The 24,172-nt window shown below is 38.5% G+C and carries 24 protein-coding genes; 5 read left to right on the forward strand and 19 right to left on the reverse strand.

The window, feature by feature from the left end:
* Nucleotides 1-64: 64 nt before the first annotated feature.
* Nucleotides 65-1,252 (reverse strand): RsmB/NOP family class I SAM-dependent RNA methyltransferase, encoded by a 1,188-nt coding sequence (locus tag FHS59_RS12060; protein WP_184495393.1) that lies wholly within the window; start codon nucleotides 1,250-1,252, stop codon nucleotides 65-67.
* 56 nt (nucleotides 1,253-1,308) lie between these two features.
* Nucleotides 1,309-2,151 carry a hypothetical protein gene (locus tag FHS59_RS12065; protein WP_184495394.1) on the reverse strand — a complete coding sequence of 281 codons (843 nt, stop codon included), beginning with the start codon at nucleotides 2,149-2,151 and terminating at the stop codon, nucleotides 1,309-1,311.
* Between the two features lie 57 nt (nucleotides 2,152-2,208).
* On the opposite strand from FHS59_RS12065, the gene prmC reads away from it, so the two are divergent.
* Entirely contained in the window at nucleotides 2,209-3,048 is an 840-nt protein-coding gene (gene prmC / locus FHS59_RS12070) for a peptide chain release factor N(5)-glutamine methyltransferase (RefSeq protein WP_184495395.1), read from the forward strand.
* A 1-nt stretch (nucleotide 3,049) separates the two neighbouring features.
* On the opposite strand, the gene FHS59_RS12075 is transcribed toward prmC, so the two are convergent.
* Together FHS59_RS12075 and FHS59_RS12080 are read right to left on the reverse strand one after the other, a co-directional pair.
* Nucleotides 3,050-3,661 carry a thiamine pyrophosphokinase gene (locus tag FHS59_RS12075; RefSeq protein WP_184495396.1) on the reverse strand — a complete coding sequence of 204 codons (612 nt, stop codon included), beginning with the start codon at nucleotides 3,659-3,661 and terminating at the stop codon, nucleotides 3,050-3,052.
* A gap of 4 nt (nucleotides 3,662-3,665) precedes the next feature.
* The gene (locus FHS59_RS12080; protein WP_184495397.1) at nucleotides 3,666-4,655 is read right to left on the reverse strand and encodes a dipeptidase; all 990 of its coding nucleotides are present in this window, start codon (nucleotides 4,653-4,655) and stop codon (nucleotides 3,666-3,668) included.
* A gap of 119 nt (nucleotides 4,656-4,774) precedes the next feature.
* Between FHS59_RS12080 and FHS59_RS12085 the strand changes: the two genes are divergently transcribed.
* The 3 genes from FHS59_RS12085 (at nucleotide 4,775) to FHS59_RS12095 (ending at nucleotide 8,020) form a co-directional block, all read left to right on the forward strand.
* Nucleotides 4,775-5,287 carry a 3-hydroxyanthranilate 3,4-dioxygenase gene (locus tag FHS59_RS12085; RefSeq protein WP_184495398.1) on the forward strand — a complete coding sequence of 171 codons (513 nt, stop codon included), beginning with the start codon at nucleotides 4,775-4,777 and terminating at the stop codon, nucleotides 5,285-5,287.
* A gap of 69 nt (nucleotides 5,288-5,356) precedes the next feature.
* Nucleotides 5,357-6,643, forward strand: coding sequence for a kynureninase (gene kynU, locus FHS59_RS12090; protein WP_184495399.1), 1,287 nt, complete (start codon nucleotides 5,357-5,359; stop codon nucleotides 6,641-6,643).
* Nucleotides 6,644-6,667: 24 nt separating this feature from the next.
* On the forward strand, nucleotides 6,668-8,020 hold the full coding sequence (locus FHS59_RS12095) for an FAD-dependent oxidoreductase (protein WP_184495400.1): 1,353 nt from the start codon (nucleotides 6,668-6,670) through the stop codon (nucleotides 8,018-8,020).
* A 15-nt stretch (nucleotides 8,021-8,035) separates the two neighbouring features.
* Here the strand turns inward: FHS59_RS12095 and FHS59_RS12100 are convergent, their stop codons facing one another.
* The 6 genes from FHS59_RS12100 to tpiA form a co-directional block, all read right to left on the reverse strand.
* The gene (locus FHS59_RS12100; RefSeq protein ID WP_184495401.1) at nucleotides 8,036-9,568 is read right to left on the reverse strand and encodes a GH3 auxin-responsive promoter family protein; all 1,533 of its coding nucleotides are present in this window, start codon (nucleotides 9,566-9,568) and stop codon (nucleotides 8,036-8,038) included.
* The gene (lptB, locus tag FHS59_RS12105; protein ID WP_184495402.1) at nucleotides 9,568-10,305 is read right to left on the reverse strand and encodes an LPS export ABC transporter ATP-binding protein; all 738 of its coding nucleotides are present in this window, start codon (nucleotides 10,303-10,305) and stop codon (nucleotides 9,568-9,570) included. The genes FHS59_RS12100 and lptB overlap by 1 nt, the downstream gene beginning before the upstream one ends.
* Nucleotide 10,306: 1 nt before the next feature.
* On the reverse strand, nucleotides 10,307-12,031 hold the full coding sequence (gene recJ, locus FHS59_RS12110) for a single-stranded-DNA-specific exonuclease RecJ (RefSeq protein ID WP_184495403.1): 1,725 nt from the start codon (nucleotides 12,029-12,031) through the stop codon (nucleotides 10,307-10,309).
* An 89-nt stretch (nucleotides 12,032-12,120) separates the two neighbouring features.
* Entirely contained in the window at nucleotides 12,121-12,309 is a 189-nt protein-coding gene (locus tag FHS59_RS12115; protein ID WP_184495404.1) for a hypothetical protein, read from the reverse strand.
* A gap of 1 nt (nucleotide 12,310) precedes the next feature.
* Nucleotides 12,311-13,138, reverse strand: coding sequence for a 50S ribosomal protein L11 methyltransferase (prmA, locus tag FHS59_RS12120; protein WP_184495405.1), 828 nt, complete (start codon nucleotides 13,136-13,138; stop codon nucleotides 12,311-12,313).
* A 7-nt stretch (nucleotides 13,139-13,145) separates the two neighbouring features.
* Nucleotides 13,146-13,907 carry a triose-phosphate isomerase gene (gene tpiA / locus FHS59_RS12125; RefSeq protein ID WP_184495406.1) on the reverse strand — a complete coding sequence of 254 codons (762 nt, stop codon included), beginning with the start codon at nucleotides 13,905-13,907 and terminating at the stop codon, nucleotides 13,146-13,148.
* A 74-nt stretch (nucleotides 13,908-13,981) separates the two neighbouring features.
* Here tpiA and FHS59_RS12130 point away from each other — a divergent pair, with 74 nt between their 5' ends.
* Entirely contained in the window at nucleotides 13,982-14,497 is a 516-nt protein-coding gene (locus tag FHS59_RS12130; RefSeq protein ID WP_184495407.1) for a regulatory protein RecX, read from the forward strand.
* A 76-nt stretch (nucleotides 14,498-14,573) separates the two neighbouring features.
* Here FHS59_RS12130 and crtD read toward each other — a convergent pair whose 3' ends face one another.
* The 9 genes from crtD to FHS59_RS12175 all read right to left on the reverse strand — a co-directional run bounded on the left by crtD (nucleotide 14,574) and on the right by FHS59_RS12175 (nucleotide 24,123).
* Entirely contained in the window at nucleotides 14,574-16,034 is a 1,461-nt protein-coding gene (gene crtD, locus FHS59_RS12135) for a 1-hydroxycarotenoid 3,4-desaturase CrtD (RefSeq protein ID WP_184495408.1), read from the reverse strand.
* A gap of 113 nt (nucleotides 16,035-16,147) precedes the next feature.
* Complete coding sequence (locus FHS59_RS12140; protein WP_184495409.1) at nucleotides 16,148-17,614, reverse strand: glycine--tRNA ligase; 1,467 nt, start codon at nucleotides 17,612-17,614, stop codon at nucleotides 16,148-16,150.
* A 145-nt stretch (nucleotides 17,615-17,759) separates the two neighbouring features.
* Nucleotides 17,760-18,203, reverse strand: a complete 444-nt coding sequence (locus FHS59_RS12145) for an outer membrane insertion C- signal (RefSeq protein ID WP_184495410.1) — start codon at nucleotides 18,201-18,203, stop codon at nucleotides 17,760-17,762.
* Nucleotides 18,204-18,351: 148 nt separating this feature from the next.
* Complete coding sequence (locus FHS59_RS12150; protein WP_184495411.1) at nucleotides 18,352-19,398, reverse strand: oxidoreductase; 1,047 nt, start codon at nucleotides 19,396-19,398, stop codon at nucleotides 18,352-18,354.
* 3 nt (nucleotides 19,399-19,401) lie between these two features.
* Nucleotides 19,402-20,028 (reverse strand): response regulator transcription factor, encoded by a 627-nt coding sequence (locus FHS59_RS12155; protein ID WP_184495412.1) that lies wholly within the window; start codon nucleotides 20,026-20,028, stop codon nucleotides 19,402-19,404.
* A gap of 63 nt (nucleotides 20,029-20,091) precedes the next feature.
* Nucleotides 20,092-20,847, reverse strand: coding sequence for a sensor histidine kinase (locus FHS59_RS12160; RefSeq protein WP_184495413.1), 756 nt, complete (start codon nucleotides 20,845-20,847; stop codon nucleotides 20,092-20,094).
* A gap of 1,268 nt (nucleotides 20,848-22,115) precedes the next feature.
* The gene (locus FHS59_RS12165) at nucleotides 22,116-22,871 is read right to left on the reverse strand and encodes a histidine kinase (RefSeq protein ID WP_184495414.1); all 756 of its coding nucleotides are present in this window, start codon (nucleotides 22,869-22,871) and stop codon (nucleotides 22,116-22,118) included.
* 68 nt (nucleotides 22,872-22,939) lie between these two features.
* Complete coding sequence (locus FHS59_RS12170; protein WP_246388419.1) at nucleotides 22,940-23,593, reverse strand: histidine kinase; 654 nt, start codon at nucleotides 23,591-23,593, stop codon at nucleotides 22,940-22,942.
* A gap of 134 nt (nucleotides 23,594-23,727) precedes the next feature.
* Nucleotides 23,728-24,123: a molecular chaperone DnaK gene (locus FHS59_RS12175; RefSeq protein ID WP_184495416.1), complete on the reverse strand. Its 396-nt coding sequence runs from the start codon at nucleotides 24,121-24,123 to the stop codon at nucleotides 23,728-23,730.
* Nucleotides 24,124-24,172: the final 49 nt, after the last annotated feature.

Genomic DNA, 24,172 nt, shown 5'->3' on the forward strand with positions numbered 1-24,172 from the left:
GCTTAAAAATTGAGCAATGAAGTTAGAAATAACTTTTTGATTTTGAGAGGAATATCTCTGAAAACTATTTTTTAAGCAGTCTGGCGATATAAAATCCATCAAAGCCACTTTCATGCGAAAGAACCTTTTGATCTTCGATCAATTCGAAGTCTTTACCGGCTTCAGAATTCAGAAATTTCTGGACTTGATCTTGATTTTCGGAAGGCAAAATGCTGCAAGTCGCATAGACCATTTGACCTCCAGATTTCAACATGGATGGGTAAGATTGAAGAATTTCCTGTTGGGTCTGTCTTACTTTCTCAATCGACTCGAGACTTAATTTCCATTTAGTATCTGGATTTCTTTTCAAAACGCCAAGACCAGAACAAGGAACATCCAAAAGTAGTCTATCTGCGGATTCTTTCAGTCTCTTGATCGTCTTTGATCCCTCAATAACTTTTCTTTCGATGATCGAAACTCCATCTCTTCTAGCTCTAAGTTTTGTCTGCTGTAGCTTCCATTCTTCCACATCCATGGAAAGGATTTTTCCTTTGTTTTCCATCAGAGCGGCTAGATGAAGAGATTTCCCACCAGCACCGGCACAGGCATCGATTACTCGCATTCCCGGCTCCACTGCCAAAGATTCTGCTACGAGTTGAGAAGAACCATCCTGCACTTCAAACAATCCCTCTTTGAATGCTGGATGACGGAACACATTCTGGCGCTCATCTAAGATCAGCGCATCTTTGTAACCTTTGATGATGTGAGTGGAAATATTGGATTCGGCTAGCATATTTCGGAGACGCTCCCGAGTCGTTTTCAAGGTATTCACCCGTAAAACCACATCCGCCTCTTGATTTAAGCTATGGATTTCTGCTTCCCATTTTTCTCCCAATTCCTTTTGACCTAATTCTTCCAACCAATCCGGAATGGATTCGATCAAAGCAGGATCTTCCAGCTTTTCATATTTCCCTTTTAGCTTTTCAGGCTGAATTTTTTCAAATTCCTCCCATGGCGGTAAACTATGACCTTGCATCAGCCAATAAGTCCCAAAAAGGTCATATGGATTATTTGAAGGACTTAAATAATTGATCAATCTCCACCAACGTACCATTTCATAAGTTGTTTCGGCTATAAACGAGCGGTCTCTAGCACCCCATTTTGGGTTAGATTTTAGTGTCCGTTCGATTACTTTATCTGCGTATTGACCTTCTTCGAAAATGGCCGCAAGTGCTGTGTGCACTCCACGTATGGTGTTGTTATGTAGCTTCATGGGATAGAAATTCTCCACAAAGGTAGGCTTTCTTTCTATTCCTTGGGAATGTGTTTTTAAAATGGGCTAAAGATCAGACCAAAACGCACTCCATCTCGCGCCACAGCAGAACCCAAATCGTAATGATTCCCAAAATATTGGGAAATAGCACCTAAAAATGGATCGTACGCAAAATCAATCGTTTCATATTGGACTCTCTTGTCTTTCAGGATTTGCTTTCTGTATTCTAAAATATTGGCTCTTACTTCCAGACCCAGCCAGGGTTTTAGCTGATAAGCAAAGGCAATATCCAATCCTGCTCTCCAGTTTGTTTCCTCAAACGGGATTTCGATTCGTGAGTAAGCAATACTTAAACAGGTAGGACAATAAAAATTACTCGAGGTAGGGTAATAACAATTGACACAAGGGTAATAGCTTCCAAAATCCGGTGAAATAAGTAGATTCCCTTCATTCCTGGATTCCTTCATACCATAGAGACTCAAATTGATGGAGGTTTTTTTACCGAGGTTGATGAATTTCTTTAGAAATACCCCATAACCTACGAGACTGTTTTTGAAAGAAGCTTCTTGGCTTGTATTTCTGTAGCCGATGACGGGATAATTATCGTTTTCGTCTAGTTCTCCGTAGATAGGGTAACTAATTTCAACTGGTGAAACCTGATCCTGATAGGAACTGAAATTGGTGATAATGCCCAAAGACCAGTTTTTCTTGAGGTTTATTCCGATCATTGGTCGGATACTTCCTAGCATATCCCGCTGTACTGCCAGAGGATCAGTATTATAATTTGCTCGCTGCCAATAACTCGCGTCAAAGCCAAAATAAAACTTTGAATCGCTGGTTTGGGCTTTGGCACAGAAGGAGAAAAGTAGCGCCAAAAATAGGAGTTGAATTTTTTTCATAAGAGATAGTCATGGGATTGCTACCTTTACGGCAAATTATGGCTATTCGCAACATCAATGAGCAACTATAACGAACTCGTAAAACAATGGGCAGCAGAGCTGACTCAATACTCTCCTGAAGAGGCTAATAATCTAATCAACTGGCTTTTAGAGTACCACTTGGGCGTGAGAAAAGTGGATATGCTTAATGGTGTAGAAGAAGACAGTATTTCTGAAGCTTTGTACGAAGATTTTGAGCGATTGAAGACAGGCGAACCTGTTCAGTATATTATCGGGAAGGCGCCGTTTTACGGACGGGATTTTTTTGTAGATGAATCAGTTTTGATTCCTAGAAATGAAACGGAAGAGCTGGTGCACATGATTATCAAGGAAAACCCAAAGCCAGGCATGAAAATTTTGGATATAGGAACTGGTTCTGGATGTATCCCAATCAGTTTGGCTTTGGAGATGAAAGATTCAGATGTTTACACAGCCGATGTTTCTGAGGATGCCATCGAAGTAGCGATGCAAAACGCGGAGCATTTGGAAGCGGATGTGACGTTTTTACATTTGGACATCTTGAAAGAAATGCCTCAGCTTAAAGATTTGGATATTTTGGTTAGTAATCCTCCTTATGTTCCTGAAGCAGAATGGGTGGATTTGCATAGTAATGTGAGAGATTTTGAGCCGGGATTGGCACTTTTTGTACCTGATCATGACCCACTATTGTTTTACAGGGTCATTGCAGAAAAAGCGAAATTGATGCTTAAGCCAGGAGGGAAATTATATTATGAGATTCATAACAACTTTGGCCCTGAGACTGTCGAATTATTGGAGGGATTAGGATATACTGATATCAACCTTGTGAGAGATCTGAACGATAAAAACCGTATGGTTTCGGCTACTTTCTTAGGATAACTTAGCGTATTTGTTCTCCGATCCAAAACATGGAAGGAGCTTTGATTTCAGTTGTTCCTTCGGGGACTTCAATAAATGTTGCATAAGAAATGGGCAGAATCATCTGTCCATTTTCATTTAATATCTCTACAGGCAGGCCTTCTTTTGCATGGATATGAATCGTGGATTCAGCAAACCATTTTTTGAAATTTCCATCTTTGATCGGGTAATATTTCCAGTCACCATCAAGGATGGTTAAGTCCATCAATTTGGTTTTTTCCTGAAGTTCAAGTGCCTGAAGATGCGGGAATCCGACGAGATGGGCAGCATAATTACTACTTGCCAATAGATAATTTAGTCCTTCATCGAGAGAATTTTCTGGCTCAGATCTCAGGAATTTTACAGGATATTGCTCTTCTAGCAAATGCATGTTTTCAGACTGAAATGCTTTTGTGGCCAAAATCACATCGATTTTAATTCCCCAGCTCAGGACCTGATCCAAAGCTTTCTCAGCAACCAAAACAGTAGGAACCCATTCTAATAGAGGAGAAATTTGGTCGAAGTGAATCTCATCGGCATTTAAAATCAGCACGGCTGGTTCCTGTTGTTCTTTGACAAAATGATGAGACGACATAGCTTTATTTCCAGAGTTTTTTATAAAAGTTCAAAGCGTTTTCGTAAGCAAGATTTGCCAAATGCTGATCACTGAGATCGGTTTCTAAATGCTCTAACAATCCCGGGTATTTACTGGAGTTTTCTGCAAGAGGGAAGTAAAATGGAATTCTGGATGGGTCGCCAAAGTTCTTGGTATAGAAAAAGTCTGCTCCAAAACACATGGCCTTTTCCCCTTTGATATGAAAACCGTGAAGCAAGTGTTCAAATAGTCTTTCCGGCACATCATTATCCAAAAATGCCCGAAGAAAATTAACACCGATAATCCCTCCGCGATAAATGATCTCCTTCGCAAATTCATCTGTCAGGTTTCTTCGGTGATTCCAGATTTCCCTGAAATTCGAATGGCTTGCAATCACTGGCACATCCAATTTTTCAGTGTCAATGTGATTCAAGATTCCCTCGGCTAATAAATCAGAAGTATGGGATAAATCGATCGGAATCTTCTTTCCTGCCATGTAGTCCAAAAGATGTTTTCCATCATCTTTCAGCCCAATTCCATCTGTATAATTCCCACCTCCAAATCGATTTTCTGTATGATGTGTCAAGCTGATGTAAGCCAGTTTTTTACATTTGTCTAAGATGCTGTCAAATTGGGATTTGATCTCATCCAAAGTAGCCGTTTCATTTCCAAAACCAGCTGCATTCTCCACAGAAGCGATGATGCCTACATTTTTCTGATTTTTCCAATTGGCTAAAAAATCGGGACCTGCATATGCTAAATCCATCAGATTTTCTTCCAGTAAATTCTGGAAAATATCAGCCTGTTTGCTGGCCAATTTCATCGATTCGGGATTGACATCCGTGTAGATGGCCATTACTTGCATTCGGACTCCACCGGCTTTTAACCAAGGGATAGCACATGCAATATCATCTTTTGAATAAGGATTGGCTGCGGGAACTTTGGCAAGATAAGAAAGCATGTCGCAGTGAAGGTCGACAACGGGTAGACGCATGATTTTGGGCTTTGAGGCAAAGTAAACCAAAAATGCGTATGTTTTTTAATACTTTTAGGCCTGATTAGAGTTACTTAATTTGAAAGGCAAATTTCATTTTTAACCGAAATACTAAGCTTATGGCAGTCGCAAAACCCTTCAACTTTAAAAAGTGGATTGACGAAAATAGACATTTACTGAAACCACCTGTAGGAAATAAGCAGGTTTACATTGATAATGAGGATTTTATCATCATGGTAGTGGGAGGTCCTAATTCAAGAAAAGATTACCATTTCAATGAAGGGGAGGAGTTTTTCTATCAAATAGAAGGAGATATTGTCCTGAAAATCATTGAAGATGGAAAGCCAGTAGATATTCCTATCAAGGAAGGAGAAATCTTTCTTTTGCCTCCTAAAGTGCCACATTCTCCAAGACGTCCTGCTAATACAATTGGACTGGTGATCGAGAGATATAGAAAAGCTGGCGAAAGAGATGGGTTTATCTGGCACTGCGAAAACTGCGGTGAGAAACTTTACGAAGAATATGCGGATGTGACGGATATCGTCAATCAGCTGCCACCGATTATGGAGCGTTTTTGGTCCAACCCAGAAAATACTACATGCAAAAACTGCGGAACAGTAATGGTGAAGTAAAAGTTAAACCTCAAAACCGCCGAAAATTCAATTAATCAGAATTAATAAGTTCTGAAAAGTAAAAGAAATATGACCCAAATAGAATATCAGTTTACAGAGGATTTTGCTAAGAAAATGGATGCTGAAGATCCATTGAAAGATTTTCGGGAAGAGTTTTTCTTTCCCCAAGTCAATGGACAGGAAGCAATTTATTTCTGTGGCAATTCCCTTGGACTTCAGCCAAAATCAGTTAAATCTTATCTCGGAAAAGAGCTAGAAAATTGGGCGAATCTTGGAGTAGATGGACATTTTCATGGAGAGGATGCTTGGTATCATGTTCGTCAAAAGTCCAAGCCGGCCTTAGCTGAAATTGTAGGTGGACATACTCACGAAGTGGTGGCAATGAATAATTTGTCTTCCAATCTTCATTTTTTAATGGTCTCATTTTATCAGCCGACTAAAGAGCGATATAAGATAATTGTAGAGGCGGGAGCTTTTCCTTCAGACATCTACATGCTTGAGACTCAAGTTCGTTTTCATGGACTAGACCCAGAGGATGCAATCGTAGAATTAAAACCGAGGGAAGGAGAATATTACTTAAGAACTGAAGATATTCTTACCGAGATCAAAACCCAAGGAGATGCTTTGGCAATGGTCAATATGGCTGGGATTCAGTATTACAGCGGTCAATTATTTGATATCCAAGCCATCACCGAAGCAGCACATAGTGTCGGAGCTTATGCTGGTTTTGATTTGGCGCATGCTGTGGGAAATGCTGTTTTGAAGCTAAATGAATGGGATGTGGATTTTGCCACTTGGTGTAGTTATAAGTATTTGAATTCAGGCCCAGGGAATATTTCGGGAATTTTTGTACATGAACGATTTGCTGATAGACCTGATTTGCCTCGGTTCGGAGGATGGTGGGGTCATGATGAAAGCCAGCGATTTTTGATGGAGAAAGGCTTTGTGCCTATGCATGGAGCCGACGGATGGCAAGTTTCCAATACCAATGTTTTGGCTTTGGCAGCACATCAGGCTTCATTGGATATTTTTCAGAAAGCCGGAATGGAAACTCTTCGAGCAAAAAGTGAAATGTTAACTGGGTATTTGGAGTATTTAATACAGCAAATCAGCGGAAAATCAGGGATTTTGGAAATTATTACTCCAAAAAACCCTGCGGAGAGAGGTTGTCAATTATCTTTGCACATTCATCGCGGAGGCAAGTCTGTCTTTGATGAGTGGTATAGTCAAGGAGTCGTGGGTGACTGGAGAAATCCAAATGTGATTCGTTTAGCACCTACTCCGCTGTATAATAGTTTCTTAGATGTTTTTAAGTTTGGTCTGATTTTGGAACAAAGCTTGAAAAAATTCGCTTAAGAAGCTGGGATAAAACCTATCCGAATGAAGAAAAATGAAATCACTATTCTCGGAGCCGGCCTGATTGGTTCCTTGATGGCAATATATCTCAAACGTCAAGGGTTAGATGTCACAGTATATGACAAAAGACCTGACAAGCGTAAAACTCCCTATTTTGAAGGTGGCAGATCTATCAATATGGCCTTAAGCCATAGAGGATGGAAAAGTCTGGAACAGGTGGGGTTAAAGGATAAAGTTCTTCCTTTAGCAATCCCCATGTTCGGGAGAAAAATCCACGATGAGCATGGAGGAACTTCCTTCATTCCTTACGGAAAAAAAGAGCAAGCAATTTATTCTATCTCCAGAGGGAAGTTTAACCAGCTACTTGCTGAAGAAGCAGAAAACCTAGGAGCCAAATTCAATTTTGAACATAAATGTGAAGAAGTGAATTTTCCATCCCAGGAAATCACATTCTCCACTCCAGAAGGACCTTTCAAGCTGCAAGCACCAGTGATTGTTGGGGCAGATGGGGCTTATTCTGCTTTGAGATTGAGCATGCAAAAGCAGGTTCGATTTAATTATAAGCAAGAATATTTGACTCATGGATATAAAGAGTTGACCATTCCTGCGACTGCAGCCGGTGAATTTGCCATGGATCCTAATGCACTTCATATCTGGCCTAGAGGCAAGTTTATGTTGATCGCATTGCCAAACCCTGATAAATCTTTTACCTGTACCTTGTTTTTGCCTTTTGAAGGAACGAAGGTTTGCTTTGAGAAAATCACAGATGAGCGTGATCTAAAGAGTGTCTTCAGCAATTATTTTGATGATGCCTATCAGCTTATGCCAGATTTGGTAGATGAGTTTTTCAGAAACCCTACCTCAGCATTGGTAAATGTAGATTGTTATCCTTGGGTACAAGGCGAAAGTCTTTTGATTGGTGATGCCTCTCATGCCATGGTGCCTTTTTACGGTCAAGGTATGAACTGCGGTTTTGAAGATTGCTATATCCTAAATGGCTTAATTGATAAATTGGGTACGAATTCTTGGGATTTGGTATTTGAAAAATTCCAAAAAACCAGAAAGCGCGATACTGATGCGATTTGCCAACTGGCAATGGAAAACTTTATAGAAATGAGGGATTCTGTAGCCGATCCAAAGTTCTTGTTGAGAAAGAAAATTGAAGCGAAGCTTCACGAGTTATATCCAAATGATTGGATTCCACTTTATACAATGGTGACATTTTCGGATATCAGTTATTCTGAGGCTTATGCCCAAGGTAAACTGCAGGAAGCGATTATGGACCGAGTGATGGCAGATCCATTGATTACTGAAAATTGGAACAAGCTCGATTACGAAGAAATAATCTTTCAAATGGAAACAGCAAAAGCGGTCTAATCAGATCGCTTTTTTTTAATCCTGCAATTCCTGTTGGAGATTCAAAATCTCATCCAGGTATTCTCTGCTATTGGAGAGTCTAGGGATTTTGTGTTGACCTCCGAGTTTTCCTTTTATGCCAAGCCATTTTTCAAAAATTCCATGCTTGGCAGTATGGATGATAGGAGCTTTTAAAGCCATGTCTTTGTATCTCTTGGCATCGTAATCAGAGTTGATCTCTCTTAAATGTTGATCCAAAAGTTCGTTGAATTTTGACTGGTCAATTGGTGATTTGTGGAATTCGATCAACCATTCATGAGCCCCTTTTGCACCTGATGTGTCGAAATATACTGGAGCCGCTGTAAAGTTTACAATTGTGGCGTCACAATGTTCTGCAGCATATTGAATGGCTTTTTCGGCATTTTCTACGATCACTTCCTCACCAAAAGCATTGATAAAATGCTTGGTTCTCCCGGTGATTTTAAAACGATATGGTTTGATGGAAGTGAATTTAACGGTATCTCCGATCTTATATCTCCACAATCCACCATTGGTGCTGATGACCATTGCGTAGTTCTTGCCAAGTTCCACACCTGCCAATGGCACTACCTTCGGATTTTCTTTTTCCCAATCTTCCATCGGGATAAATTCATAGAAAATTCCGTAATCCAGAAGCAGCAATAGTTCTTCTGAGTTGGGTTGATCCTGAATTCCGAAAAATCCTTCAGATGCGTTATAGGTTTCTACATAACGCATTTTACTAGAAGGGATTAATTCTTTGAATAGGCTTTTGTATGGGCCAAAAGCTACGGCGCCATGGAAGAAGACTTCCAGATTGGGCCAAACTTCCAAAATGTTATTTGCTTTCTTGATCTCAAGAATACGCTGTATCAATACCACAGTCCATGTCGGAACTCCTGCAATGCAGGTGACATCTTCATTCATGGTTTCTCTGGCCATTTTTTCAATCTTAGCCTCCCATTCACTCATCAGAGCTGTTTCTAAAGAGGGAGTTCTTACAAAATAGGCCCAAATGGGCAAATTCTGCATGATCACAGCAGAAATGTCTCCAGCTCTGGCTGTGCCTTGGGGATTGAGTGGGTTTTTTTCCAGAGTTCCTCCTATCGTGAGGCTTTTTCCTGCAAATAATCTGGAGTCAGGATAATTTGAAATATAAAGCGAAACCATGTCCTTGCCACCACTGTAATGACAGTCTTCAAGGCTTTCAGTACTAACAGGGATGTATTTACTTCTTGAGGATGTGGTTCCTGAGGATTTTGCAAACCATTCTATATCTGTATTCCAAAGGATATTTTGGTTTCCCCTCATCGTTTTGTCGATATAGGGTTTGATGCCTTCGTAATCTAAAATTGGGACATTTTTGGCGAAATCATCATAATGTTTAATGCTTGAAAAATTAAACTCCTTTCCGAATTCTGTGTTTTTTCCTGCTTCAATTAATTCAAAAAACGTTGTGTCCTGAACTTGAATCGGATTTTTTTTAAAGTTTTCTATTTGACCTATCCGATTTTTAAAAATCCAGGTCATAAAGGAATTTAATACCTCCATTAATTAAAAATTTTGCGTTTTAGCTCAAACTGACTTCCCAAATATACTTTTCTTACTTGCTCATCAGCAGCGAGCTCTTCAGCTGTTCCGGCTTTCAAAAGCTTTCCTTCAAACATCAAATAGGCACGGTCAGTAATCGAAAGTGTCTCGTTAACGTTGTGGTCAGTGATCAAAATTCCGATATTTTTGGTTTTCAACTTTGCAACAATCGTCTGAATTTCCTCTACAGCTATAGGATCGACTCCTGCAAATGGCTCATCTAACAAGACGAATTTGGGATCCACTGCCAAAGCTCTGGCAATTTCAGTTCTTCTTCTTTCACCGCCAGAAAGCACCATTCCAAGGTTTTTTCTGACATGAGTCAAACTGAATTCCTCCAAAAGACTTTCTACTTTTTCTTTTCGCTCCTGCTTAGGCATTTTGGTCATTTCCAAAACGGCCATGATATTTTCTTCTACCGAAAGTTTTCTAAAAACCGAAGCCTCCTGTGCCAAATAACCAATTCCAAGCTGAGCTCTTTTGTACATAGGAAGGCTGGTGATATTTTGCTGTTCCAAAAAAATTGTCCCTTCATTTGGCTGCACCAAGCCTACGATCATGTAAAAAGAAGTAGTTTTTCCGGCTCCATTTGGTCCTAGTAATCCTACTATTTCTCCTTGTTCCACCTGCACGGAAATGTGATTTACCACACGGCGGCCTTTATAGATTTTGACGAGGTTGTCGGCTTTTAGCATCATATCAGTCAAATTTGATGTCTTTCACGTAGAGTTGCAAACTGGATTTGTCTCTGAAGAAATTTTCTCGCATTTCAGCAACTATATCAAAACGCATTTTTCCTTGTAACATTTTCACAATGGTATGATCCGGATCTTTTGCCCGATCTGCCAATCCAAATCCGAGACATACAGGCTTAGTGACCTGACCATCTTGGACAATGTTAAATCGTAAATGTTTGTCTTTCAGAATAATTACGTTTTCAGCATAGGCTTGAGAAATTCTCAATATTGGCTCTGTATTCCCAGGGCCAAATGGCGCCATTTGCTTCAAGATATTATAAAACTTGTAATTTATTTGATCTAACAGCAATTCATCATCGATTTCTATCACTGGCTTCCTGTGAACTTCTTCGATTCTGCTTTTTACGACTGATTCGAACATTTGCTGAAAATCAGGAACATTTTCTACCGGTAATGTTAATCCCGCAGCATATTTATGTCCTCCAAATTGATCCAAAAGCCCTGCGCATTCGGCAATGGCTTCGTAAATATCAAAGTCTACCACCGATCTCGCACTACCAGTAGCTTTTCCATTTGATTCGGTCAAAATAATCGTAGGTCGATAGTATTTTTCAATACATCTACTGGCTACTATGCCTATGACTCCTTTATGCCAATCTTCTTTAAAAAGTACTGTTGAGTTCCACTCTACGGAAGCTTCCCGCTCTGCGATCATCTCAAATGCCTCTTTGGTGATATTCTCATCAAAGTTTCTTCGCGTGGTATTTACCTCATCTACAAGTTTGGCTCGTTCTATCGCTAAATTTAAATCTGTCGAAATCAACAATTCTACAGATGCTTTGGCATGTTCTAATCTTCCTGAAGCGTTGATTCTCGGGCCGATTTTAAAGACGATATCAGATATCCCGATTTCCTTTTCGATTTTGGCACTAAGCATCAGCGCTTTCAATCCTGGTCTTGGAGTGTTATTGATTCGATCGAGTCCGTAGTAGGCCAAAATTCGGTTTTCGCCTGTAATAGGAACGATATCCGCAGCAATACTTACCACCAATAGATCCAAATAAGGATAAAGAATAGACTCGTCAATTTCTCTTCTTTTTGCAAGCGCCTGAATCAGTTTGAAGCCGACACCTGCTCCACTAAGTTCTTTATAGGGATATTGGCAATCGTTTCTTTTGGCATCCAAAACGGCGACTGCTTTTGGTAGATCTTCTCCTGGCGTATGGTGATCACAGATGATGAAATCCACGCCAAGCTCTTTTGCCAGGTTTACTTTTTCAATGGCTTTGATGCCGCAATCCAATGCGATGACCAGCTTGTAGTCATTTTCAGCAGCAAAACGTACTCCTTTATCGGAAATACCATATCCTTCTTTGTAGCGATCTGGAATGTAGAAGTCAATCTTGTCATAAAAAGTCTGAAGAAAGCTATAGACCAGCGCAACGGCCGTTGTACCGTCTACATCATAATCGCCATAGACTAATATTTTTTCATTTTGATCAACAGCTATTTCTATGCGATCAATGGCTTCCTTCATGTCTTTCATCAAGAAAGGATCATGAAGTTGACTCAAACTTGGGCGGAAATAGTTTTTGGCTGTTTCATAACTTTCCACCCCGCGATTAATGAGCATATTGGCAAGAATCGGATTGACATTAATGTCTCTTCCGAGTTGCTCGATAAGCTCTGTTGATGCTCTGGGTTTCTGCTTCCAAACGTATTCCATGGGTTGCTATTCGGGTTTGTAAAAGGTAAAAGTGTATCTACCTTAATCTCCTAAACTGATAAAAAAGTTCTCTAAAAAAGAAATTGAAGCTAAGCTTTTTCTTTTTTATACTGAAACCAAAAATAACCTGGAAAGATCAGTGCTTTTAATTTCCAGTCATTTTTCTCTTTAAAACTCAAGGTGGAATCCTGATGCACAGTTCGATACATTTTTCCGGCTAAGAGACAATGTCCAATCAAAGCAGCAAAAATGATTGCATATACGATGAGTTCGTTCATTTTAATCCTTTTGCAAAATCAGTGCAGCCCAATTATCCTTGCTATTTGACTTGAGCAGTTTTAAACCTAATGGCTGTGCTACTTCCATCAAATCATCAATATCTTCTGTGTAAAATCCACTCAATAGTAGGTATCCTTCAGAAGGCATCAATGAAGCATAAATTTCCATCTCGTCTAACAATACATTTTTATTGATGTTAGCCAAGATGATGTCATAAATACCTTGCGCATTAACTTCCCTGATAGTACCGATGTCCATTCTGGTGGTAAGGCCATTCAGGTCAAAGTTCTCATTCCCGTTTTCTACGCACCATTCGTCAATATCAAAAGCCTCGACCTCTCTGGCTTCTAATAAATGGGCCATGATAGCAAGAATGCCTGTACCTGAGCCTACATCCAAAACTCTTTTCCCTTGATGGTCGATTTCTCCCTGATGCTTGAGCATCTGAAATGTCGTGGCATGATGTCCAGTACCGAAAGACATTTTTGGGTTGATGACAATTTCATACTTGAAACCTTCTACAGGTTCATGGAAGGAAGCTCTGACAAACACCAAGTCCTCAACAGCGATGGGATCATAATTTTTCTCCCATTCCTCATTCCAGTTGACTTTGGGCATGATGCTCTCATGCATGGAGATTTGAGCGGGAAGCGAATATTTCTCAACGATTTCATTGAAAGCTTCCCGATCAAATTCATTTTGTGGAGCATAGGCATCCAATCCTTCTTCCGTTTCCATAAAAGAATCGAAGCCTATTTCCGCTAGTTCGGCAATAAGGATTTCCCGGAATTCCTCCAGGCAGGTAATTTTAAACTCCAGGTAATCCATTTTTGTATTAAAATGATTTAATGATATCCATGAAGTCTCTTGATTTCAGAGAAGCTCCACCAATAAGACCACCATCTACGTCAGCTTTTGAGAAAATTTCCTGAGCATTTTTAGGGTTACAGCTTCCACCATAAAGAATAGAAGTATTATCAGCGATTTCTTTTCCGAATTTGCTGGCAATATGACGTCTTAAAGCAGCGTGCATTTCTTGTGCTTGGTCAGCAGTTGCGGTTTTCCCTGTACCGATCGCCCAGATTGGTTCGTAAGCGATGATCACTTTGCTGAAATCTTCAGGGCTCAAGTCAAAAAGACTTTGTGTCAACTGAAATTTCACATTTGGCTCATGGGTACCTGCAGTTCTGATGTCCAAAGACTCTCCGCAGCAGAAAATCGGCTTTAAACCATTTGCCAATGCTGTTTTCACTTTGGTAGCCAAAAGCTCATTGTCTTCATTGAAATACTCTCTTCTTTCGCTGTGACCGATAATTACATATTCAACACCAAAAGAAGCCAAGATTTTCGCAGAAACCTCGCCAGTAAAAGCGCCAGATTCTTTATCAGAGCAGTTTTGGGCACCTATGCTGACGCCAGCTACGTCGCCTATTAATTTTTTGACCGGGAAAAGATGTGGAAAAGGAGGATTCAAGATTGCTATTACATCATTGACATTTTCATCTTTATACATGTTGACGATTTCAGAAGTTAGGATCTGACCTTCTTCAAATGTCATGTTCATTTTCCAGTTGCCGGCAACAATTTTCTTACGCATCGTAGTGAGGTGTTTTAAGTGATTAGGTTTGAAAGAATTGATTTCAAGGGTAATTTGGCTTAAAATTAAAGAAAATGTCCGTCTGGCGAAAAAATAACTCAGATCAGTCCACAAAAAAGTCCTGGACTTTAGAAGAAGCGAAAGAAAAGCTGTCGACTTATTGCGCTTATCAGGAACGCTGCATCTGGGAAACGAGGCGGAAATTATATGAAAAAGGGATTAAAGAGCCACATTCCGATGAATTGATTGATTATTTGCTTGAGGAAAGGTTTATTGATGAGGAACGATTTTCCAGATCATTTGCCCGAGGCAAATTCAGGTTAAAAAAATGGGGGAAAGGAAGAATCAGGCAGGAATTGAGAATGCGTCAACTGAGTGATGAAAATATTCGAAAGGGGCTTTCTGAAATTGATCCGGAAGAATATTATGAAACGCTATTGAGCCAGACAGAAAAGCACTGGGAACGAATCAAAGAAGCAGATTTATTCAAAAAGAAATTTAAAGTGGTGCATTACCTAATGACCAAAGGCTTTGAGCAGGATTTGGTAAAAGAAGCAATTGAGAGTTTGAATAGGTCGACAGACGACTGACCACAGTCCACAGACACTAAATTTATCATTCAATCACTTAGAGCAGCCGTTGACCGTAGACAGTGGTCTGTTGACTCTAAATCATTTCGCACATAATTTTAGAAGAAAGCAAGCAAAGTGGAATTCCTCCTCCAGGATGAACAGAACCACCACAGAAATATAGATTTTTAATTTTTGAGGAGTAATTCGCATGCCTGAGGAATGCAGAAAATTTATTGTTTGAGGAATTCCCATAGAGTGCTCCTTGAGCCGAAGAAGTTTTGATTTCAATTTTTCTCGGGTCCAGAATTTCTTCTACCTCAATCAATGGCTCAATGTCTGTTTTTAAAATTCGATTTAATTTATGAAGAATGTTTTTCCTTGCTTCAGCAATTAGCTTGTCCCAATCCTGACCTTGATTATTAGGCACATTGATCATAGTAAACCAATTCATGCAATCCTTTGGTGCGTCATCAGGTTTATAAACGGAGGTAATATTGACATACACAGTCGGATCATGATAAATGCTTCCTTTTTTAAAAATATGGTCAAATTCTTCTAAGTAATTATCTGAGAAGAAAATGTTGTGAAGGTCGAGTTCTTGGAAAGTCCGATTGATTCCCCAATAAAAGATAAGTGCAGAGCTTGATTTTGGTTGGTTAAGAAGCAGTTTAGGCTGTTTTTGCTTTCGCAAAATCGTTTTGTAGGCATTGACCATATCCATGTTATTGATGATCAAGTCTGCATATTTTGTCTCATTACTGGTTTTGATGCCAGTGGCAATTTTGTTTTCAACGATGATTTCTTCCACTTTTTGGTTGAAGAAATAAGTTACTCCTAAATCTTTTGATAATTGAAATAGACTTAAAGTGATATCATGCATGCCTTTTTTGGGGAAGAAAGCGCCGATATTAAATTCCAAATGAGGAATAATATTAAGTGTGGCAGGGGTTTCATAGGGATTGGAGCCATTGTAAGTTGCATACCTATTAAAGAGTTGCACCAACTTTGGATTGTTAAACAACTTTTCATTTGCCTCATTCATTGTGGAGAAAATCCCGAGCTTCCCCATTTTTAGATAGGATTTTAATGCTTCCGGATTAGTCCAAGTTTCCCATTTGTGCAAAGAGCGATGCATAAATAAAGGGGAGAGATGTTCATAGATAAACGAGGATTTTTGAAGGGCAATTTTTATCGAACCAGCGGGCTCGCCCAGTACCTCCTGAACTTCTTTGGCAAATCGATCAATATCAGCATAGGCATTCAGCTTTTTTCCATCTTCCCAGAAGTAGTGACAAGCGACTGGTAACTTGATGTATTCAAAAAAATCATTTGGGTTTTTACCGGCTATTCGAAAAAGCTCCTCTACTTGATCAGGAAGAGTAAATAATGAAGGCCCGGCATCAAACCTGTATCCGGCAATTTCAATTTCAGAAAGCTTTCCTCCAGGATAAGAATTCGCTTCAAAAACATCCACCTCATAGCCTTTAGTCGCCAGGCGTATGGAGGCTGAAATTCCTGCAATTCCCGATCCTATAATAATTGCTTTTTTACTCATTTGATTTCTAAACTAATACTAATAGGAGAATTTTATAAGTGTCAATTGATTTTGTTTTGGACAAAAAAAACTCCTGAAAATAAATCCAGGAGTTTTTTTGTGATTTCAATTTCTTATAACTTCTCAAATACCCTTCTAAAGCTTGTTGCCTCAGCAATTCTTCCATGAAGTTCAGAGATAGGAACTCGCTCTTGCTCAGTGGTATCTCTATGACGGATCGTCACAGTATTGTCTTCCAATGTCTGGTGATCTACAGCGATGCAGAAAGGTGTACCGATCAAATCCTGACGGGCATAACGCTTACCAATGGATGCGGCATCTTCATAAATGATGTTGAAATCATATTTCAACAGCTCAACAATCTCTTTTCCTTTTTCTGGTAGGCCATCCTTTTTCGTGATCGGAAGAACAGCGGCTTTTACTGGTGCGATAGCCGGATGAAGTTTCAGATAAGTTCTGCTCTTTTCCTCAGTTTTTTCTTCAGTATAAGCATTGCAAAGAGTCAAAAGGAACAATCGATCTGCACCGATTGAAGTCTCGATCACATAAGGAATGTAGTTTTGGTTGACTTCCGGATCGAAATACTGCTGCTTCTTCTTAGAGAATTCCTGATGGGATTTCAAATCAAAGTCAGTTCTAGAATGAATGCCTTCTACTTCTTTGAAACCAAAAGGGAATTCGTATTCGATATCCATGGCGGCATTGGCATAGTGAGCCAATTTTTCATGGTCATGCTTTCTTAACTTCTCAGCTGGTGTTCCCAAAGCCAAATGCCAGTTCATACGGGTTTCTGCCCATACTTTATACCATTCCAGCTCAGTGCCAGGACGTACAAAGAATTGCATCTCCATTTGCTCAAATTCACGCATTCTGAAGATAAACTGACGTGCAACGATCTCATTTCGGAATGCTTTACCGATCTGAGCTATTCCAAAAGGAACTTTCATTCTGGCAGTTTTCTGTACATTAAGGAAGTTGACAAAAATCCCTTGGGCAGTTTCTGGTCTTAGGTAAATCGTGGATGCATCTTCTGCCACAGAACCCACTTGAGTAGAAAACATCAAGTTGAATTGACGAACGTCTGTCCAGTTAGAAGTTCCAGAGATTGGGCATTTGATTCCTTCGTTGATAATCAAATCTCGTACGCCAGCAAGATCTTCTGCTTCTAACATTCTTGCCAAAGCACCAGTCAGAGAATTTGCTTTTTCGATGTCACCCGCTCTTTCAAAAGTAGCCGCATGCTCTTCAACCAACACATCCGCACGGTATCTTTTCTTGGAGTCTTTGTTGTCGATCATTGGATCATTGAAGGAATCCACGTGACCTGAAGCCTTCCAGGTAGTTGGGTGCATAAAAATTGCAGCATCAATCCCAACAATATTTTCCTGTACGCGAGTCATGGTTTCCCACCATAGACGTTTTAGGTTGTTTTTCAATTCAACCCCATATGCTCCATAATCATAGACAGCCTGCAAGCCATCATAGATTTCGGAACTTGGGTAAACAAAGCCATACTCTTTGGCATGGGAAATAATATCTTTCAATTGGGCGTTTTCCGCCGGAGTTGCTGTTTTTGCCATGGCCGCAAAATTAAAGAAACAAATTGATATCTGGGGAGCAAAAAAAGTCTTTAATGGCTAAAAACGAGGGAATATCTTTTTCAAAAAAGTAAAAGGCCAAATTTCATTGAAGAAAAATGGCCTTTATATTGAGTATTACTAATTCCTATTTAAATGTATATTTCACTCCGACTCCTCCTCTGAGATAGCTATGAGAGTGGTCAGCAAATACTGGCGCTGCTTCTACCAAGAATCCCAGATTCCTAGTGTTGCTAAAAGGTTTAATCAAAACCCCTACTGGAATAGCTAAATAAATATCATTATGATCGTCGTGGTGCTTGTGGTTATGATGATGACCTAACAAGCCTAATCCTGCGCCAACGTAGGCATTCACTTCAGTTTTTCTGACAAAATTATATCCGCCCATCAATTCTAATCCTATATCGTGGCCAATGCCAAGTCTTGCTTCTCCGAAAAACTCTCTGTCAGGATCAGTTCCAACAGTGATAAATGTATCAGAACTCTGGAAGTTGATGCCAACTGCTACCTGAGCCTGAGAAATTGAGACAAAAGCAAAAACTGCGAATGCTAGTAATAATACCTTTTTCATTGTGATTTAAATTTGATCCTTTTTGGATGCATGGAATCTCGTATGCCAAATAGATATCACAACAGTTGCGATTCTATTGATACTCGATTTCAAGGTGGTTTAATTTATTTTTAAACCATTATTCCAAGAAAGAGCCAAACTTAAAATATTACCATTTTCCTTCTGTTCTGGAGATGGTTCGTTTTTCTTCAGAGCTCAAAAAAGAGGCTTCTATCATTTTTAAAACACTGATTGTCTGAGGTATAGTGATATTTAGTGGAGTGTTCTTCAAAATAGCATCTGCGACATTGCTGTATAAAATCTTATAATCTCCCGGTACAGATGGATATGGTTTGATTTCCTCGTTGAGGAAAATTTTTCCCCAACTCTCCTCAGCTTCCACACCCCATTTCTCCCCTTCTGGTAAAATTCCATTTTTAAAAGCCTGCTCTTGTACATCCATTCCATATTTCAGATAAGAGCCATTTTGACCTAAAAGAAGAAATTTAGGAGTTGGGGCATTTACTAAAGTTCCAGCTGTTACCCTTGCTTTAAAACCCTCATAGTGCATGACGATGTCAAAATGATCATCGACCATCGCTCTTTTTCTTTGTTTTTGAATGTCCGCTTGGATGGAATCAGGAGCTCCAAAGGTTATAAAAACTTGGTCGATTAAATGTGACCCTAAGTCATACGTAATCCCATTTCCTGGGCCAGCATCCTCTCTCCAATTTCCGGAGAGATTAGGTCGGAATCTGTCAAAATGAGACTCGAGGTATACCAACTCACCAAGGATGTTTTCTGAAACCAGTTTTTGAATGGTTAAAATATCCCCGTCAAATCTTCTATTATGAAATACAGAACAAACTTTCCCTGTCTTTTCTGCCAAGACTTTCAATTGCTCAGCTTCATGGGAATATATGGTTACTGGTTTGTCAATAACCACATGTTTACCTGCCTCCAAGCATTGCATGGCCATAGGAAAATGGAAGGTATTTGGAGTGGTGATGACTACCAGATCCACATCTCCATGTTCCAAAAGCTCATCTAAGCTCTTGAATATTTTTACCGAAGGATATTTTTCCTGGCTTTTTGAAGTTCTCCTTTCCACCACTGCCACCAAATCCAAATCAGGACAAACCGTAATCAATGGTGCATGCATCTTTTCTGCTACGGAGCCAAAGCCCACGATCGCTGTTTTGATAGGAGAGTTCATAAGTTAAAGGTGCATATCCTGGACTTTATTGACTAATTCTATCCTGGAAGTGACTTGAAGTTTAGAATGGATGTTTTTTCGGTGAGTTTCTATGGTCTGCACGCTGAGATTTAATTCATCGGCGATTTCCTTGTTTTGCTTCCCTTCTTTGATCAGTTTGATGATCTGTACTTCCCTTCTGGAAAGTTTGAATTTCTCTCGGAAAGCATCAAAGAATGAGCTTTGATTTGCCTGCTGAATAACTCGCATAAAGTTTGGCAAATGGCGACCTTCAAAAACTTCGTGGATGGTATATACAAGCTCATCAGGATCTGCGTCCTTTAATACAAATGCATCAGCCCCATCGTGCAGGCATTTTTTATAGATTTTTTCGTCATCGTACATGGAGAGCACGACAACTTTGATATGAGGATGATTCTTTTTTACAAATTCTAAGACCCCGAATCCATCTAAAATAGGCATGTTCAGGTCTGTTAGGACCACGTCTGGAAGATCTGTGGAAATTTCATCTATAAGCTCTTTGCCATTCGCATAAAGCCCCATGACTAATAAATCTTCGTGTTCTTCCAAAAGTCCTTCCAAGCCTTTAGCGAATAGTTTATGGTCATCAGCTAAAGAAATTCTGATCATTTGGGCTAAGGGTAGGTGTTAAGACTTAAATTTTTAATAATACCCCAAATTACAGCCTGTATTTTAATTAGGCAACAATAAATGTATAAGTGTTCCATTTCCGGGGCTTGAGGTGATTGATATGTCCCCACCGATGGTTTCCATTCTCTTTTTCAAATTAAACATTCCACTGCCGGAGGATTCGAGACTTGGATCAAATCCTTTTCCATTGTCTTTCAGTTCTATTTTCTTCAAATTTTCGTCTTTCCAGATTCTAACAGAAATCATATCCGGAGAAGCATGTTTGATGGCATTGTTTAAAATTTCTTGAATGACTCTTATTAGAACGAGTTTTTGGTCTTTAGGTAATTCGCCAAGTTCAAACTCCGATTCTAAAGTTGTATTACAATATCCAGTGGATTCGATTTTTTTGAGCTGTTGTGAAATAAATTCTTCTATAGATATAGATTCCACCCAGTCTAAGTTTAAGTTTTTGGAAAGTGCCCTGACCTCCGAAATCACTTGATTGATGGTTTCTTTTCCTTCTGTCTGCTTTTCGGGTTTTGCTGATCCAAGGTAAAGTTTAGCCAAAGAAAGCAATTGTCCTATGTTATCATGGAGCTCCCGACCTACATAAGTAAGTGTTTCTTGCTGAATTTCATTTTCGATGTTCAACAAGGTTTTTTCATGCTCAGATTTGATCTGTTCTAATTTTTGTTTGTTTTGGGCTTGTCTCTGCCTATGGATAAAGACCATGGCGATTACGAATGTGGACATCAGTCCCCCCAAAAAGAGCGTACTAAAAATAATAACGTAAATCTGGTCTTCAGTTGGATTCATAGAAGGGTTGTTTATCAAAGAAATTTGAACGAAGAGGAGATGTTTTATTCAAAATTAAGAATGCCATTCTATTCTTAATATTTGAAAGTAGTTTTTCCAGGACAATATTCACTTTATAGAGATATAGCAAAGTGGCAGAAATCAAGTAGATAAAAGTAAAAATGAACATCAAACTTTTCATTTGCCAAAAGGAAAGGAGTTTCAATGAGTCCTTATTCAAAAAAGCCTCGTTGGTTTGTTCACTAAATAAAATCACGAGCTAATTCTGTTTCGGAGGTTTAGCTTTTTTTCAAACTCGAAGAATGGTTCTCTTTCAAAAAAGTGAGGAAATTTCGGTGAAGCAATAGTCAAGACCAAAATTCCTAAGTTTATTACTCCCATAACCCAATCTATTTTTAAAAGAGAAGTCAATAATTGAGGGTAATTGTTATAGAGGTACATCAGTGACACGGATGAAATGTAAGTCAATGAATAGGTAAATAAAATAAAGGTCATTTGCCAAAAAGATAATAATCGGAGTGGATTGGTCGCTAAGTATTGTTCATTCGTCATCAGACCAATAAAGTAGAAGCCACTGCCTAATAAAATTAAATTGGCTCCAAAAGTAAAAATAAGTGGCTGATTTAAATATATAGGTTCAATTCCAGAGAATTGCAAAACTTGGATTGCAATAAAAAAAGTTATAATCATCCAATTGATATATTTTTTTTTGGAGGGCACCAGCCAGGATTTAATTAAAAAAAGGTAAAGGATTGTTGAAATATGTTTATTGAAAATATTAAAAACCCAGATGTTAAATCTTGGATTTTCAGTATTTCCAAAGAAAGCATTTGCCGCTTTTTTAAAATCGAAGTTGTAATTAGTATATGCTCCCAGATTTTCATAAAAAACTGTAAATGACAAAATCAAAAAAGGGAGCCAATAAAAACTAATGGATCTCTTTTCTTTAGGAAGTTTCAAGTAATAGATGACTCCTAGTACAAGTAAAATATCGATTGATATTAAGTACCAGTCTACAAATGCTTGAAAAAATCTGCTGTCCATGGTTAAGAATCAGTAGGTTGAGGGTTACAAAATGGCGGACATATTCTTCCATTGTTAGAATAATCAAATTCATCCCAAGGATGAGACTGAAAATATACTATAATTTTTCCCTTTAAGTCAATTAAAATCAGGAAGTAGATTTGATAGAGGGGTCTAAATGCCAAGTTAGTATTAGTAGAATGTTTGGTATTCTTTTTTGATTAAAAGGCTATCTAAAAGAGTTTTTAAAATGGTTCTTTATCAAATATATTTGGAAGGAGGGGAGAAGCAATACTAATAGTTAAAACTGCTAATGTTAATATCCCTAGGTAAATACCAATAGATTGCAAAACACTACCTAATACTGGATTGACTTCATATAGATAAATTAAGGCCACAGAACTTATGTAGCTTAATGTAAACATGAAGATAATTGCTGTCATTTGCCAGAATGAAGTTAATCTTAATGGATTTCTATTTAGGTATGAGGGATGGGTGATCAAGTCAGTAAAATACAAAGCGCATCCAAATAAGATCATATTTGCACCGATTGCAAAAATGATAGGCTGGTTCAGATAGATTGGTTCAATTCCTGAAAATTGAAGTACCAATGCCGTCACGATAAATATAAAAATCATCCAATTGATAATTTTTCTTTTGAAGGGTCTTATATAAGATTTGATTAGCATTAAATAAAGAATTGTACCTACTTGTCTTTCAGCTATATTAAAAAGCCAGAGATTGAACTTAGGATACTCGGTATTTCCAAAGTATGCGTTTACTGACTTTTTGAATTCATAATTGTAATTAGTGTAACTGCCCAGATTTTGATAAAAAACGGAGAAGCACAAAATCACAAATGGAAGCAAAAAGTGAATATTTCTTTTTTTTTCCTTAGGTAATTTAATGAAGATAAATATTCCAATCAGGAGAAGCAGGTCAATTGGAATGGAGTATTGCGGATAGGCAGTAAAAAAGGCTTCTATAAATCTATCGCTCATTTCTCAGGTGGAATTCCATTCCTTTATTTTAAGGGGCAAAACATATGATTAAATGTTAAAACAAGATCTTAAAAACTACTATGAAGTTTGAACTTCCTTTTGGTTTGGGAAAATGGTTCTTTGTCAAAAACTCTAGGGAGAAAAGGAGAAATAATAACTAATAGGAGAGTTAATCTGAGTAAAATCCCAAGGATTCTATCAATATGTGCTAAACTCAATGCTGTTTGAGGATTAAACTCATAAATATAGATGCGTGCTACAGAATTTATATAGGTCAGTGCATAGGTAAAAAGTAAAACGGTCATGATCCAAAATGAATTTAATCGGATTGGTTTTGAATTTAAATATTGTTCATTGCTGATCAATCCTATAAAATAAAGTCCACTCCCAATTAAAATCATACTAGCGGCCATGACTGCAATAATGGGCTGATTTAAATATAAGGGTTCAATACCTGTAACTTGTAAACTGAAGGCTACCATAATAAAAAAAAAGATCATCCATGTTAAATATACCTTCTTTGTTGGCTCAATTAATTTTTTTATCAAAAACAAATTAAGTAAAGTTGAGATTTGTTTGTTGGTAATATTGTATATCCAAATGTTATATTTTGGGTTCTCAGTATTGCCTAGAAAGGCATTGACAGCTTTTTTAAATTCGAAATTGTAATTAGCATAAGCTCCCAAGGCTTCATAAAAAACGGAAAAACCTAAAATCAACAAAGGAAGCCAATAGACACTATTGGCTTTTTTTTCCTTTGGTAATTTTAGAAAGTAATAGAGCCCTATGATCAATAAGCAATCTATGGTGATTGTATAATAATTACCGTAGGCCTCCCAGAATTTACTATCCATTATCAGGTATTGGTAGGTTCTGGATCACAGAATGGAGGACAAATCCTGCCATTGTTTTGATAGTCTTCTTCAGGATTGGTCAGTGTCAAATTGCTTTTATCTAGATTTGCTGCTCTCATAACGATGGTCAATGCACCTGTTAATTGTTCTACTTCTTTTGGATGGTATTTTGAAGCGACCTCTTCTGTATATTCAGTGATGTAAAACTGAATACCTCCCTTTTTAGGGTCTTTGTCAGCCTTTGCTAGTAAGCCTTCTAAAGTTTCTCTATCAAAAAAAATCCAATTCGTTTGGTCTGTTTTGTCCTTATTTTTTTTGCCTTTGGCAGGCTTGCCTTTTTTGACCTCTTTGTCATACTTTACTCTCATTGACTCGAAGTCCTCTTTTGAAATTTTCATAGAAAAATGTTTTTCGTTAAGTATAAAATCTATTTTGAACAAAAGATAA

The sequence above is a fragment of the Algoriphagus iocasae genome, from assembly GCF_014206875.1.
In the GTDB taxonomy this organism is placed as follows: Bacteria; Bacteroidota; Bacteroidia; order Cytophagales; family Cyclobacteriaceae; genus Algoriphagus; species Algoriphagus iocasae.

What these genes read in the sequence shown, in the direction of transcription:
- FHS59_RS12150 (WP_184495411.1), bottom strand. Translation starts at nt 19,398, where the DNA reads ATGAACTCTCCTATCAAAACAGCGATCGTGGGCTTTGGCTCCGTAGCA.
- FHS59_RS12155 (WP_184495412.1), bottom strand. Translation starts at nt 20,028, where the DNA reads ATGATCAGAATTTCTTTAGCTGATGACCATAAACTATTCGCTAAAGGC.
- crtD (WP_184495408.1), bottom strand. Translation starts at nt 16,034, where the DNA reads ATGAGTAAAAAAGCAATTATTATAGGATCGGGAATTGCAGGAATTTCA.
- prmA (WP_184495405.1), bottom strand. Translation starts at nt 13,138, where the DNA reads ATGGATTACCTGGAGTTTAAAATTACCTGCCTGGAGGAATTCCGGGAA.
- lptB (WP_184495402.1), bottom strand. Translation starts at nt 10,305, where the DNA reads ATGATGCTAAAAGCCGACAACCTCGTCAAAATCTATAAAGGCCGCCGT.
- FHS59_RS12075 (WP_184495396.1), bottom strand. Translation starts at nt 3,661, where the DNA reads ATGTCGTCTCATCATTTTGTCAAAGAACAACAGGAACCAGCCGTGCTG.
- FHS59_RS12145 (WP_184495410.1), bottom strand. Translation starts at nt 18,203, where the DNA reads ATGAAAAAGGTATTATTACTAGCATTCGCAGTTTTTGCTTTTGTCTCA.
- kynU (WP_184495399.1), top strand. Translation starts at nt 5,357, where the DNA reads ATGACCCAAATAGAATATCAGTTTACAGAGGATTTTGCTAAGAAAATG.
- FHS59_RS12095 (WP_184495400.1), top strand. Translation starts at nt 6,668, where the DNA reads ATGAAGAAAAATGAAATCACTATTCTCGGAGCCGGCCTGATTGGTTCC.
- FHS59_RS12065 (WP_184495394.1), bottom strand. Translation starts at nt 2,151, where the DNA reads ATGAAAAAAATTCAACTCCTATTTTTGGCGCTACTTTTCTCCTTCTGT.
- FHS59_RS12175 (WP_184495416.1), bottom strand. Translation starts at nt 24,123, where the DNA reads ATGAAAATTTCAAAAGAGGACTTCGAGTCAATGAGAGTAAAGTATGAC.
- FHS59_RS12060 (WP_184495393.1), bottom strand. Translation starts at nt 1,252, where the DNA reads ATGAAGCTACATAACAACACCATACGTGGAGTGCACACAGCACTTGCG.
- FHS59_RS12085 (WP_184495398.1), top strand. Translation starts at nt 4,775, where the DNA reads ATGGCAGTCGCAAAACCCTTCAACTTTAAAAAGTGGATTGACGAAAAT.
- FHS59_RS12100 (WP_184495401.1), bottom strand. Translation starts at nt 9,568, where the DNA reads ATGGAGGTATTAAATTCCTTTATGACCTGGATTTTTAAAAATCGGATA.
- FHS59_RS12130 (WP_184495407.1), top strand. Translation starts at nt 13,982, where the DNA reads ATGTCCGTCTGGCGAAAAAATAACTCAGATCAGTCCACAAAAAAGTCC.
- FHS59_RS12140 (WP_184495409.1), bottom strand. Translation starts at nt 17,614, where the DNA reads ATGGCAAAAACAGCAACTCCGGCGGAAAACGCCCAATTGAAAGATATT.
- FHS59_RS12160 (WP_184495413.1), bottom strand. Translation starts at nt 20,847, where the DNA reads ATGAATCCAACTGAAGACCAGATTTACGTTATTATTTTTAGTACGCTC.
- FHS59_RS12080 (WP_184495397.1), bottom strand. Translation starts at nt 4,655, where the DNA reads ATGCGTCTACCCGTTGTCGACCTTCACTGCGACATGCTTTCTTATCTT.
- recJ (WP_184495403.1), bottom strand. Translation starts at nt 12,031, where the DNA reads ATGGAATACGTTTGGAAGCAGAAACCCAGAGCATCAACAGAGCTTATC.
- FHS59_RS12165 (WP_184495414.1), bottom strand. Translation starts at nt 22,871, where the DNA reads ATGAGCGATAGATTTATAGAAGCCTTTTTTACTGCCTATCCGCAATAC.
- FHS59_RS12115 (WP_184495404.1), bottom strand. Translation starts at nt 12,309, where the DNA reads ATGAACGAACTCATCGTATATGCAATCATTTTTGCTGCTTTGATTGGA.
- prmC (WP_184495395.1), top strand. Translation starts at nt 2,209, where the DNA reads ATGAGCAACTATAACGAACTCGTAAAACAATGGGCAGCAGAGCTGACT.
- tpiA (WP_184495406.1), bottom strand. Translation starts at nt 13,907, where the DNA reads ATGCGTAAGAAAATTGTTGCCGGCAACTGGAAAATGAACATGACATTT.